Origin of the sequence: Blastopirellula retiformator, from assembly GCF_007859755.1 — a bacterium.
Classification (GTDB): Bacteria; Planctomycetota; Planctomycetia; order Pirellulales; family Pirellulaceae; genus Blastopirellula; species Blastopirellula retiformator.
Genome location: NZ_SJPF01000004.1, coordinates 132,168 through 145,941, shown reverse-complemented (window position 1 = coordinate 145,941; position 13,774 = coordinate 132,168). Strand labels below are relative to the sequence as shown.

Here is a 13,774-nt window from a genome sequence, read left to right as displayed (position 1 = left end):
TCGGCGCAACCGTTAGAATCGACTGGAGCGACTTCGGCCGAAGGGTCGATAGGTTGACTGTGCGGGCGAGGTTTCCGCGCGAAAAGTGCCTCGCCTTGATGTCAGTCTCCCCCACCGGACTTCAGGCGATTCAACATGTCGCGTTACCTGCTTTGCGCCGCTTTCCTGGTTGCATGTGTTCCCCACATCGCTTTCGGACAGCAGTCGCCCTTCTCCTCCGATCGAGTTTATCGACCTTCGCGCGAGATGTCGGAGAGTTCGGCCTTGGTTGTCGTCTCTCCGGCCTCTACTTCGTATGCCGAGCCGGACGTGGTCTCGACGGAAATGGGCCAGGTCTACGATACGGCCAGCTATCAGCCTGGTTGCGGCCCCGAATGCGGCGGCTGCGACACGTGCTACCCGGGCCTATTCGACCGCTTCTTCGTCAATGGTTGGCTTGATCAAGGCTTTACCGGCAATCCGAACGCCAGCAGTTCGAATGGGCCGGTCGGTCAGAATGGGCCGTTGATCTTTAATGATCAGGCCAACGAATACATGATGAATCAGCTCTATCTCTCGATGGGGCGAGCGATCGATCCGAACGGCTGCTGCTGGGACATCGGCGGCAAAGTCGACCTGCTGTACGGCACCGACTATTACTTCATCCAAGCGAATGGGCTTGAGACTCACGCCGACGGCAGCCAGCACTGGAACAGCGGCAATGGCCCGCGCAACGCCGGCACGGCCGGTTTGTACGGTTTGGCGATGCCGCAAGCCTATGTCGAAGTGCTTGCCCCGGTCTTGGGCGGCGTACGAGTGAAGATGGGGCACTTCTACACCATCTTGGGATACGAAGCGGTCAAGGCGCCGGAGAACTTCTTCTACTCGCACACCTACATCATGCAATATGGCGAGCCGTTCACCCACACCGGCGTGTTGGCCAGTTGGGACAGCTCGTGTTGCATGACCTGGAACGCCGGCGTCACCCGCGGCTGGAATACCTGGGAACAAGACAACGGCACGACCGGTTTCATCGGCGGTTTCGACTGGCGGTCGCCCGACGAAGCGACCAAATTGCGAATGGGGGTCGTCGCTGGGCCGGAAGATCCGGAAGGCGATAACTATCGCACGGTCATCGACGTCGTGCTGCAACAGCGACTCTCTTGCTGCTGGACCTACGTCCTGAACTTCAACTACGGCACAGAAGACAACGTTCGCGTCACGACCCAGAGCACCCTGGACAACGCGTCGTGGTACGGCATCGCCAACTATCTCTACTACACCGTTAATCCCTGCGTTGACTTGGGCGTGCGGTTCGAGTGGTTTGACGATCGCGACAATGCCCGCGTCTTCGCACTGCCCAACGATAACATCACCAGCGGCGGCTCGTACTACGATCTGACCCTGGGCGCCAATTATCATCCCAGCGACTGGCTGGTCGTTCGACCGGAAGTCCGTTGGGACTGGTCCGACCTATCGGCGCCAGGGATCAACGGAGCCTTTGAAGATGGGAACTCGGACAGTCAATTCACGCTCGGTTTCGATGTGATCATGGTCTTCTAGAGCGGGTTTTCTTCAATACTTTAGCGTTCTGGCTGGTTGCGGCCGCGCTGGTCGGCGTTGACCTGCATCGACGAATTTTGAGGATTCGCCTGCTTCGGTCGCCTTGACCAGCCTGCCTCACCAACGCCAGAAACGCTACAGCTATCAGAAAAACGCTCTAAGCGGGCGATTACGACCGCTTGTCGATGTTGATCAGGCCTGCGCCATCGCCTGATCGACCAGCAGTTGATAGACCGGCAGGTCTTCAGGGGCGAAAAGGTAACGCGTGCTCGGGGCCAGCGTATCGGCGAAGAGCGGATTCTGGGCCTCATCTCCTTCGCCGATCAGTTCATGCAGGATAACGCTGAGCAGATCAATGCCGCCATCCGCGTCGCCCGCCGCAATCGCCGCCCAGGCGTCGTCGCCGCTTGAGGTGAATTCTTCGTTGACGGTGGGAGTTGAGTCGATGAACCAACCCCAGCCAGCGGCGTCAATGTCCAGATAGATCACGCCGTTGTGGCGATAGCTGAGCTGCGAGCCCGGCAGATCCACAATCTGGAAGCTGGTCGCAACCGTGAAATTGAAGACATCGAGCTGGCTATAGGCGTCTGCGATCATCGCCGTCGCGGCGTCCATGACCGGCTGGACGGTCTCGGTCTCGATCGTGGTCGGCTGGCTGGTTAGGCCGAACGCCGAGGCGACCAGCGGCTCTTCGGCAATCGCTCCTTCCAGATAGCTGAAGTCGTAAATCAGTTTGCTGCCGCTGCTGACCGTGACCCACGACTCGCCTAGCTCGCGAAGCATAAGCGTGACGTCGTACGGCGTCAGGGCGCCGCTGGCGTCAAAGTCGCCCAGCGGCGATTGGGCCGGTGCGCCGTTGTTGTACAGATTAGCGAAGGTGAAAATGTCGGCCAGGTCGATTTGACCGTCATCGTTCAGGTCATAAACGACCGGCAGAATCTTGACGCCGGGAAGCGAGGTGATCTGGGCGTTGACCAAGTCCGTATCTGGCGCCTGGATCTGGGCGTTGCTGACGGAAAAGACCGATCCGAAGTCGAGACCGTCGCTGTCGACCGCCAGGCCGTCGCCAGAGGCTGGCTGAAAGCGAACGCGGGCCAACAAGACGCGGTTGCCGGCGCCCAGTCCCGACGAAGTTGCGACGGCGCTCAGGCCGGTGATCTCTCCCGTTTCGCCATTGATCGCCGGCGTGCCGTTGAATTCAAATCCCGCGCCCGGTTCGACCGCCGTCGCAGAGAACAGTTGCGGCATGAATTTCAGGTCGAGCGCCGCGGCGCTGACGCCTTGCGTCGAAATGCGGTCGCCATTGGCCCAGATTTCGACCCAGAACGCATCCCATTCGCTGAGATAGGCTTCGTTCTGCGGTAGCGCGTCGACGGATGTTGCGGTCGTTTTCTCGCGCGTGACGGTAACGCTGATGTCCTCAATCTCGAGGACCGAAACGGTCACCTCGCCGATCGCGGTCGTATCGCCGTTGGTAACGCTATAGGAGAACGTGTCGAGGCCGGTGTAGCCGGAAGCCGGGATATAACGGAGCTTGCCATTTTCGATCGAAATGGTCGCGCCAGCGGCCGAGTTGCCGATCGAAACGATCGACAGTCCAGCGCTGGTCGACCAGTATTTGTTGGCTCGGTCGTTGCCGAGAACGTCGAGAATGGCGACGCTGGCGACATCGACCTGGAACGCGTCGGCGCCAGCGACCGTCTGGGTGTTGGCGACGACATTGATGGTAATCGCCGCGCTGTCGGCGGCGAAGCCTCCGTAGATGTTCTCGACGTTGTATCGCAGCGTGAAGGTGCCGGTGAAACCCAGCGGCGGCGCGTAGGTGATTACGCCCCCTTCGACCGAAATTTGTAACCCGTCCGGCGCATCTAAGAGCTCAAAGGTGCTCAAGTCAAACGCCGGCGCCGCAGCGGTATCGTTCGCCAATGGCGTCAGCGTATTGACCGAGCCGGCGATCGTGTCGAACGTGTCGCTCACCAAGACCGGAGCGGAGGAGGCCGAGATGGTGATAAGCTGAAAATCGACGTCCCCCGAGCCCGACGCATAGCCGTCATAGGCGGCGACGATAATCTGCCCCTCGCCACGGAAGTTGCTGGGAGCCTGGATCGTCAACGTGCCGGAGACGTTATCCACCGAATAAATCAGGCCGTTGCTGGCATGCGGTTCATAGGCCCAGCCTCGCGCGTCAAGCCCGGCCTTGTCCAGAAAACGCACCGTGTGGCCGTTCGCATCGAAGCCTGCCAGTTGAAAGGTGCGAACGTTGCCCGGGTTGACGACCATGTTTGGAACCGGGCCGAGGTACGCGGGCTTGTTGGCCGAATACGGGATGTAGCTGACCGAGACGTTACGCGTAAACGTATTTCCGCTGGCGTCGGTCGCGGTAACGGTTAGCGTGTCGGAGCCGGCGATGCCGCTGACGAAGGTATCGAGCTTGACCAACGCGTTCTCGCGGTCGTAAAAGATCTCCGCTTTCTCGATGACGGCGGCGTAGCTCGGATAGTTGCTAGCGTTGGTGGGGATGTTGCTGATCGCTTCTCGAACCGCGTCCCCTTCGGTCATGTAGCCAAAAATGGTGTACCGAAAATCGAGCGAGTTTCGATAGTCGCCGTTCTCGGTAATAAAGAACTGCGACGTGTTCGTGTCATCGTACGACTTGGCCATCCCAAGCGTACCGGCGCGGTTGTAACGCAGGTCGAAGTCGTACTGATCATTGAACTCGGGCGTTTGGCCATCGCCCATGCCGGTTCCGGTTGGATCGCCACCCTGGATCATGAAGTCGTTGATGATCCGATGGAAGACCAGGCCGTCGTAGAAACCCGATTCGACCAGCGAGATAATCTGCTGGGTCGCCAGACTGGCGTAGTCTTCCAGCAGTTGGAACTCCATGACGCCGAAGTTCTTGATCGTCAGTCGCAGGCTTCGCGTTTGCTGCCGGACCTCGGAAAGGACCGTGCCGCTTTCGCTGGTGACGGTGTAGGTGAGCGGTTGCCCGGTGGGCGAATAGCCGTCCAGCGTCAGGAAGAGCGGCTCGCCCGAGTAGAGCGTGACTGGATCTATCTCGGCGATGTAGGGATCGGTGGAGGTCGGCACGGTCACGCCCGAGAACTGGACTACCTCGGCCAGCGTCAGAGTTCCTTCTTCGCGGCGTCCATCGGCAAAGATCCAGGTTGGCAGACTGGTGATTCCCAACGACGAGCCAAGGTCATTGAGCGTGCGATCGGGGTTGGTCACTTCGACGAACGGCAGATACTCGCCACCTTCGCCGAAGATTTGTTTTTGTTCGGTACAGTGTGGGCACCAGACGGCGCCATAGAACTTGGCGCCGGTGGCGGTGATCGCTTTGGCCAGGGCGACCATGTCGACGTTGGCGTAGAACTGCCCGTCGATGAAGATGTTTTCGCCTTCTAGCTCAACGCCGGAAGCGTCGAAAACCTCGCGTACCTCGAGCGCCTCGACCTGATGGGGGCCTGGCTTGCGACGTTGGTTGCCGCCGATTTTGGCCGGCAGCGCCTTCGCTTGGGAAATGCGACTTACCATCAGAATTGCCCCACAGCAGAGGACGAAACCAACGAAAGTGAAGATGGCGATTTCAAGGGGAAGCACGGCAGGTAGCTCTTGAGTATTGGGGAGACCGACCCCGGGGGGCTAGGTGAGTTAGATTCCAGAATACTTGGTTTTGCCAACCTGTCAAAAGGTTGAGGTCGCCGCGCAGACGGATTGCTCCAACTATTTCGACGATTGATCGCGGCAAGAAGTTCCGTTGGCGTAAGCCGCGGTCTGATAACGCCTTGGAACCCGGTTTTTTCCCAAAAAAAAGCGACAGCCTGAATCAGGCTGCCGCTTCGGGTGAATTACGTTGGCATGGTGCGCCAGACTAGCCTTGCGGGCGAACCGACGGCAACATCCGCTTCTGGAAATCGATTTCCAGGTTACCGAACGCCGCTTCATGGCGCTGAACCGAAACCTGCAGCGCGGCGAGCATTCGCTTGGCGGTGAAGTAGTTCAGGATGATGCGTTGGTTGACCTTGATCGATCCCTGCGGAACACCGACCGGCTGCGTGTTGAGCGCGAAGTCGATGATCAGTTCTTCCGGCGTACCGGTCACGCGGCAGAAGTTGGCGTAGGAAGCGATTAGCGTACTTTCATCCAACTCGACCTGCTGACGCACGGGAGCGGCGGGCTTGCCGGCTTCGGGGGAGGTGGCTTCTTCTTTTTCGGGGGCGTCGGCCATAGAAATTCGACTCCTAAGGGGAAAAACGAACAGAGCGAGTTGTAACAGTTTCGATAACGGTTAGCTTAGTTGCGGCGCCGCCGGAACTGGTCGGCGAAAAGTCCCTACTCCGCAGACTATTGAATTCTTTATCCAACATTATCGCTGGAAACGTTACAAGCGATACCCGGGGATCGTTGCGGCGGCTACAGCTTGAAGTGGAAGGTGCGGTTCACGTAGCGCCACATTCGGACGCCTAGCGGCTGCCAGTCGACGAAAATCTTGGCGCGACCTCGCAAGCCGACCGCCGTCATCGCCTCGACGTCGGTGAGCGGCGCTTGCGCCGGAAACGTCGCATTCTGCGGTTTCGCTCGGCCAGAAAGGGGATCGGTTTCCGCGGCGAGTTCGCCGCCTTGCTGCACCGTCAGGCTGGTCGGAACGTATTCGACCTGCTTGTCGCCAATCTCCGCCAGCTTGGTTTCGAAGGTCTTGCCTGGAAACGCATCGAGCTTGATGTAAACCTCTTGGTCAGGGCGGACCAGTTCGACGAAGTCCTGGTCGACGTAAATGACCGCTTCCATCTGATCCGATTGGCCAATCTGACAAAGCGCGTCGCTGGTGGTGACGTAGGCGCCTTGATTTTGCTCTTCAAATGGCGAGCCGCTCCAGCTCGGCAATTGCCCCGAACCCGCTTGCGGATCGCGGCGGTCGGCCGAAGGGAAAATGTATCCGCTGATCGGCGCCGGCACGTTGATCAACTGCTGCTCAAGTCGCTTTTTGCGAAGTTGTTCCGAAGCCGACTCCAACTGTTTGCGGACTTCCATGTAGCGCTGCTCGAACGAGGAGCCGGCGTTGTCGCCCAGCCGCAGGTGGTGCAGGCTGTCGCGCAGACGGGTCAGCCGCTTTTCCTCTTCTTCGAACTCGGCGATTTGGATCAGCAGGTCGTAGTTGACCACGCGGGCCAACTGGGCGCCCTTCTCCACTTGCTGGCCGGGCTCGACCAGCATTTCCTCGAGCACGCCCGGGACGACGACATACGCGACTTCCGCGTTTTCCGGTCGGACTTCGACCGGGCAGTTGACCCATTGCGGCAATGGAATCAACGCGATAGCGGCGATCACGCCGACGGCCACGGCGACCGTCGCGAGCACGTTTTTACGTTTCACTTGCGACATTCTCCCCGGCACGTACATGAACTTGCCGAACTTCCAGAGGGGCATCACGACCAGCCCCCACAAACCCATGATGGCGATCGTTTGACCGATGACCTTCAAGCCCATCGGCTCGAAGACTTGATTGAGAAAGTACAGAATCGAAAACATCACGACCCAACGGTAGATGTTGGACGCAATCGTATACAGGCCGAACGCTAACTGATTTCGCTGCGGCAGGAACGGGTCTTCCGGCTGTTCCAGGCCCAAGCACCACTTCGACATCGTGCGCTGCAGGATGGTGCTCGCCTTCTGCCGCATGTTCGGCACTTCCATGATGTCGGCCAGGATGTAGTAGCCGTCGTAACGGAGCAACGGGTTGCCGTTAAAGACGATCGTACTAATCGAACTGACGAACATCACTTGTAGGCAGAGGTGATTCAACAGGCCTGGTTCGCTAAACCACCAGATGAACGTCGCGGTCGACGCCAGGATGATTTCGATATACATCCCCGCAGCGCCAATCGCAGCGCGGTGCCACTTGTTCGGCAACATCCAAGAGTCGGAAACATTGCAGTACAAGCAAGGGGTCAGCACCAGGAACATGACCCCCATCTCATGACACTCGCCCCCAAATCGTTTGCACGACAGGCCGTGGCCAAACTCGTGGCAGATCTTGGTGGCGGCCAGCACGCAGCCGAGCAACAGCCAGTTAGACCATTCGGGGCCGAAGAACTCTTGAAACTCCGGCAGGCGACTGCGGAAGGTATCGTATTGCACCAGCACCAGCAGCAGCGCCGACAAGGCGTAGAGCGAGAAGAAGATCAACGCCGCCTTGGTAAACAGCCACCGGGTGTACGGCATCAGCGCGTTTAGCAGCCATTCTGGATCGATCCCTTTGAAGCGGATCGATAGAATGTTGGAGGCCGTCTGCATGCGCTCTTGCCACCTGCGATTGTCGCGGCGTTTCCGCAGTTGGCGACCTTGGTCGCGCGACTCGGCGATGATCAAACCGCTGCGGTGGAGCGTGCCGACAAACTGCTGCAGTTCGCGAAAGCCGATCTTCTGCGGCGCGAACTCTTTTTCGAATTTCTCTTTGATCGTTTCCAGCGAAGTATACCCATCCAGCATTTGCAGAATGGCGTACTCTTCTTCCTGGAAGCGGAAGTAGTTCAGCCCAAGCGGTTCCTTCACCACCCAGTACGCGCGTCCCTGATAATAATGCCGACGCGAGGTCAGATCAGGGCGAACGCGCAGGCCGAGGGGGCGTGAACTGCTGGCGATCAAACTGTCAGTTAGCGTAGCCAACGTATTTGCTCGTTTAGTTCTCGGTCAGCGCGGCGGTCTTTTCGTTTCGCGTGCGGAAGCGTTCCAGATCCGCAGCAGAAACCGGTTGACGATTGGTGTGGACGTCGATGCCGGCGATGTCGCCCGGGCTTAGCGCCCAGTAACCTTTGGCGGTTTGACGATTCTCAACCACGGCCGAGATGTCGAACGAGCCGGTCGCGTCGATCTCGGGGCTGACGAAGTTGACGAAACCTGAGAACTGCTGCAGGCCCGAAGGCGTGTTAACCGTCACGGTGACCGGGCGATGAATCAGTTGCGAAGGATCGTGCTGATCGGCGTCGAGGGTCCCTTCCACTTTCAACCACTGCAGACCAATCAGTCGCAACAGCGGATCGCCGGGACGAACCCACTCGCCTTCTTGACGATAAACCTGCACGACGACGCCGTTGATCGGCGATTCGGTACGGCAGCGGTCCATGACCATCTGGGCGCCTTCCATCTCGGCGCGGCTTTCGGCGGCGGCGAGACCGGCGATCTTCTGATTCATGGCGGCTTGTTCGATTTGCAAGACCGCCCGTTGGTAAGCGAGCCAGGCTTTGTCGAGCTGCATTTTGCTGATCGTACCGCGGCTTTCCCGGTTACTTTGCTCGAAGACTTCGTGCTCTTTCAGCGCGACTTCGGCCGCCTTGGTGGCGTAGCGGACGTCGATGTCGTTGGCGGCCTCGGTCTTCGCCTTGTCGTGACGAAACTTGGCGATGTCGGCTTGCTTCGACGCGGTCCGGTCGTCAATTTGCGCTAGCAGATCGCCATCGGCGACAATCCGACCGCGATAGGCCGGAATCGAAACGAGCATGCCGGTTTCCTGGGCCGGCACGTTCACCTGGTCGATCAACGAAACCAGGCAGTGCTCGACGACGATGTCGCCAGGCTGAGCTGACGAAGCGGGAACTTGTCCAACCGCGGCGGCGAGTAAAAGGATGGCGAGGGTCATGCTATCTAATTCCTGAGGACGGATTGTGGGGAGGTGGGCGAGCGTCCGGCGGTTCGATTCCGCCGTGCGACTGTCGCTTAGAACAGCACGCGCGATTGAATGAACTCCCAGACCTCGTGCAGCCAGGTGTAACCAAGCGGAGCGGTTCCGCAATTGATCTTGGCGGTAGCGGTCGCTCCGGTACGGAGTTGGGGAATCGCTTCCATCAGTTTTTGTTTGTCGATCGCCACCTTGATCCGAACGATCTGTCCTTCGTCCGGATCGGATTGAGCGAGCCGCTGGATTTCGATCACTTTGCCTTCCAGTTGCACGCCCGGTTGGCTCGCCATGATGTAGGTGACGTCCAAGTCTTGGCCGATCTCCTGTTGCGCCATGACGATGTGCTGCAGACGCTTCTCCGGCATCTTCACTTCCAGCACCCAGTCTTGCGACGGATCGACGACCGTCATCAAGATCTGACCCGGCGAAACGGGACGTTGCATCAGCGAGTCTCGCACGTCCCAGCTGACCACTTCGCCCGAGATCGGGCTGCGTACTTCCAGGAACTGCTGCTTCTGAGCGAGCAGCGCCATTTGATCGTTTAGTTTGTCGACTTCCATGTCGGCCAGCGCCAAATCGACCGCCAGTTGACGTTTTTCGTCGTCATCTTTGGCGAAGTTGCGGCGATGGATCAAACCACGCAGCGACTGCTCCGCCTTCGATTGTTCGCCGAGCAAACGTTCGTACTGCATGTCAAGATCGCGGTTGCGAAGTTGGGCGACCAGTTGGCCCGCTTCGATGATCTGGCCATGTTTGACCGGAACGTCGATTACTTCCCCCTCTTCGCGAACGAAGATGTCTCGCTTTTCGACCGGCGTGAGGGTCGCTGTTCCGGAGAGACGGAACGGCACCTGAATCACGCACAAAGCGATCGTCGCCGCGATTACCGCAACGGTAACGCCGACCGTCTTCGGCAGGTTCCGCGCCTCGACCAGCACCTGCGATTTGGCCAGCAATCGCCACAGCGGCGTCAGCGGGATGTTGTTGTAGTCGATCGCGTTGGCCAGGGCGCGGCAGCTATGCTCGGAGATCAGTTCGACCCCTTTGCGGAACTCGGCCTGGTTCGAGCTGTCTTCGATTTGCTCGACGATCAGCGCCCCCAGGATTTCGCCCTGGTATTCGCGTTCTTCTTCCCCTTCAATCTTCTCTTTGGCGTCGGTCGCATGTTCAGGCCGACGAAGCGGAATAATCGCGATCGTCTTGGTGTGCGACTCATCGACGTAGTCGTGGACGGCCGTCTCAAGCTGGGGCGAGAGATCTTCGGTGTGACCACTAAACCAGAAGGCTTCGCCGGTATCCATGACCGTTTTGGTCAGTTTGCCCAGCAAGGTGATTTGATTCGATCGGGCGTCGAAGACGTCTTGCCCGCTGACCGCTTCTACCTTCCAGCGACGACCTCGTCGCAAGGCGACGCTAACCCGGTCGCAACCGATCAGGCGGCGGCCTTCGTTGGCGATGGTGTAAGCGGTCTGACGCAGGTCGAGGTTTTCGTGAACCGCGCGAGAGAACTGCTCGATCTTCGCCCACAGCGATTGGCGGTCTGAGAAGTCCTTCAGCTGACGGGTCTTAAACCATTCGGTCGTCAGCCCACACATTTGTTCAAGGAAGCGGAGGTATCCGCGTTGGCTGGCCGGTTGCGAGTCAGGCCGCTGGAAGATCTCGATGACCCCTTCCACTTCCTGATCTTCGTTCTTGATCGGAGCGATCACCAGCAGCGAGTTGGTCGGGTTACCCGAAGCGCCTTCGTCAATCGAGCCAGATTGCGGCGGCAGCAACTGCCCGGGCGAACCCTTGAACATCTCCTCGATCAGACGGAGATGGCGGATGCCGTCGTTGTCCTCGGGATCGACAAGGCTGCGCGTCAAATTGACCTGATAAATCAGGCGCGGCCGGCGCTTTTCGTCATAGATCCACGCGGCGCCGCCGATTGCGGCCAGCGCAGAGACGACTTTCGGCAACATCTCGCGAAAGTAGTCTTCAGGAGCGACGTTTTGTTTCGAAAGCGCAGCGATCTCTTGGATCAGACTTCGAATCTGTCGCTTTGTGCTTTCGAGGGACTCTGGATTGGCCGAGGACGATTCGGAAGACATAGCAGATTGTTGATTCATCAAGAGCTTCGGAGGGGATTGGGAACCCTGGGGAGGGATTCCAACAACAGAATCTTACGTCCCACCATACCAACGGCGAGCAAAAACCGAAATTGACGTATTTCAAAACCAGATCAGATCTTTGGGAAAGTCCAGCGATCTCTCCCATCAAACCGGCTATGAGGATTGCAACGGTCGTAACGACCGATGGCGATTGAACTTCAGTACGAAAGCGCAAGCGAACTGGCCCAAACAATTCAGACGTTCTGAATTGCGATTTCGTTCCGGATGCGACGAAAATGCGGGTCGCGATGTTAATCTGGGGAGTCTAGGTAGGGGTCTTGGCCCATTTCGCGGTGCATTTTCTTCCGCATCTTTTCGTGATAGAGCAGGACTTTGCGGTCGCCAAAGTGCTTACGTTCGATTTTCCGCTGCGCTTTGCGGAAGAGCGAAGCGTACTGATTGAGTTCACCGCTCGCCTTTTCGCCAATGGCGGCCAGCTTTTCGGCGCGGATCGGGCCGTACCCGATGCGCAAACAATCGTCGTCGAGCGACATGAACTGACGCACGCTGCCGGGGTCTCCCTGGCGGCCGCAACGTCCGACCAGCTGACGATCGATCCGGGCCGAGTCGTGAAGTTCGGTGCAGATCACATGCAAACCTCCCAGGTCTTTAATCTCCTGGGAAAGCTTGATGTCGGTACCGCGGCCCGCCATGTTGGTGGCGACGGTCACCTTGCCGGGAGCGCCGGCGCGGGAGACGATCTCGGCTTCGATCGCCACATGCCGGGCGTTGAGGACTTCGTGCTCGATCCCTTCCGCTTCCAGCAGTTTCGCCAGGTGCTCGCTTTTCTCGATCGTGCGGGTACCGATCAAAATCGGGCGACCTTGGCCATGAATTTCGCGGATTTCTTCAATGATCGCCGCCCACTTGGCGTCTTCGGTGCCAAAGACGCGGTCGGGCCAGATTTGTCGCTGGACCTTACGGTTGGTGGGACAGCGAATGACGTTGAGCTTGTAGATCTTCTTGAACTCGGCCGTCGAGGTTGACGCGGTGCCGGTCATGCCGCCCAAGTGGCGATAGCGAATGAACATGTCCTGCACGGTGATGCGCGCCGCTTGGCCGGTGGCGACGGTCACTTCGATTTCTTCTTTGGCTTCGATCGCCTGATGGATGCCGCCGCTCCACTTTCGCCCTTCGGCCAAACGTCCGGTCGACTCGTCAACGATGACGATCTCTCCTTCGTTGATGACGTAATGCTGGTTGAAGTGGAAGTCGCGGGCAACCTTGATGGCTCGCTCGATATAGTCATACAGATCGACCAGACCGACCGAATCGAGTTCGGGCGGTTTCGGCAGTCGGCGTACCAACAACCGGCCTTCGATCGTCAGTTCGACCGACTTGCGGTCGTGGTCGTATTCGTAGTGGTCGTCTTCGTCAAATTCCTTGCATTTCTCGGCCGCCCAACGAAAACAGGCGACCGCCCGTTCTTCCGCTTCGCCTGGGATCGAGCTAATAATCAGCGGCGTCCGGGCATCGTCGATCAAAACGCTATCGGCCTCGTCGACCAAGCAGAAATAGGCGCTGCGCTGCACCGGTTGCTCGTTCGTTTCTTCGTCTTTTGACATTAAAGCGCCAAGCACGCCAAGCCCTTGTTCGCGAATCTGCCGTATCAGCAGGCGATCGCGCAGAAAGTCGAACCCGAACTCCTTCGAGGTGCCGTAGGTGATATCACAGGCGTACGCTTTGCGACGCGCGTCGGACTGCATTTGCGACTCAACCACGCCGATCGACATGCCCAGCATTTCGTACAGCGGCTGCATGATTTCGGCGTCGCGGCGGGCCAGATAATCATTGACCGTCGCCAGGTGGGCGCCATTGCCTGGCAGCGCGTAGAGATACATGGGGAGCGTGGCGGTCAGCGTTTTGCCTTCGCCCGTTTCCATCTCGGCGATGGCGCCGTTGAACATGATCATGCCGCCGATCAACTGCACGTCGTAATGCCGCATGCGAATGGTTCGCCGCCCTGCCTCTCGGACGAGAGCGAACGCTTCGGGAAGCAAGCGTGCTAGCGGTTCGCCGCTTTTGGCGCGATGGCGGAGACCCAGGCTATATTTCCGAAGTTCCCGGTCGGATTTGTTTTTGAACTCTTCTTCAAAACGCTCGATCTTGGGGAGTTCTGCGACAAAACGCCCCAAGCCGCGGCCCGTCACCACGCTGTAGGCCTGGGAGAAGGGATCGGCTCGAAAGGAACGGGATTCGGCGATTTGCGTCGTCATGAGGTCTCTTGGAAGGAATGTGCGACAGCTATTTAGTATGACTTCCTGTCGCAAAGGTTCCTACCGTCTAGAAATCGGAAAGTATGGGATTGCTGCCGTTAAAATAGGTAAGATCTGCCCGGAGCGCCTTTTTCATTCGCCCCGCCGCAAAGTCTGCGCAGCTCCCCTGGCCTGCCGATCGCCATCCT

7 protein-coding genes are annotated in these 13,774 nt (G+C 58.6%); 1 reads left to right on the top strand and 6 read right to left on the bottom strand.

Annotated features, from left to right (window positions below; genetic code table 11):
* Positions 1 to 135 precede the first annotated feature (135 nt).
* Positions 136 to 1,542, top strand: coding sequence for a porin (locus Enr8_RS16510; RefSeq protein ID WP_146433562.1), 1,407 nt, complete (start codon positions 136 to 138; stop codon positions 1,540 to 1,542).
* Between the two features lie 192 nt (positions 1,543 to 1,734).
* Here Enr8_RS16510 and Enr8_RS16505 read toward each other — a convergent pair whose 3' ends face one another.
* From Enr8_RS16505 to Enr8_RS16480, 6 genes are all read right to left on the bottom strand, one after another.
* On the bottom strand, positions 1,735 to 5,145 hold the full coding sequence (locus Enr8_RS16505) for a peptidylprolyl isomerase (RefSeq protein ID WP_146433560.1): 3,411 nt from the start codon (positions 5,143 to 5,145) through the stop codon (positions 1,735 to 1,737).
* A gap of 271 nt (positions 5,146 to 5,416) precedes the next feature.
* Entirely contained in the window at positions 5,417 to 5,773 is a 357-nt protein-coding gene (locus tag Enr8_RS16500; RefSeq protein ID WP_146433558.1) for a DUF3467 domain-containing protein, read from the bottom strand.
* 185 nt (positions 5,774 to 5,958) lie between these two features.
* Complete coding sequence (locus Enr8_RS16495) at positions 5,959 to 8,211, bottom strand: HlyD family efflux transporter periplasmic adaptor subunit (protein ID WP_146433556.1); 2,253 nt, start codon at positions 8,209 to 8,211, stop codon at positions 5,959 to 5,961.
* 13 nt (positions 8,212 to 8,224) lie between these two features.
* Complete coding sequence (locus tag Enr8_RS16490) at positions 8,225 to 9,181, bottom strand: efflux RND transporter periplasmic adaptor subunit (protein ID WP_146433555.1); 957 nt, start codon at positions 9,179 to 9,181, stop codon at positions 8,225 to 8,227.
* 77 nt (positions 9,182 to 9,258) lie between these two features.
* The gene (locus Enr8_RS16485; RefSeq protein ID WP_186767706.1) at positions 9,259 to 11,310 is read right to left on the bottom strand and encodes an HlyD family efflux transporter periplasmic adaptor subunit; all 2,052 of its coding nucleotides are present in this window, start codon (positions 11,308 to 11,310) and stop codon (positions 9,259 to 9,261) included.
* A 311-nt stretch (positions 11,311 to 11,621) separates the two neighbouring features.
* On the bottom strand, positions 11,622 to 13,586 hold the full coding sequence (locus Enr8_RS16480; RefSeq protein WP_146433551.1) for a preprotein translocase subunit SecA: 1,965 nt from the start codon (positions 13,584 to 13,586) through the stop codon (positions 11,622 to 11,624).
* Positions 13,587 to 13,774: the final 188 nt, after the last annotated feature.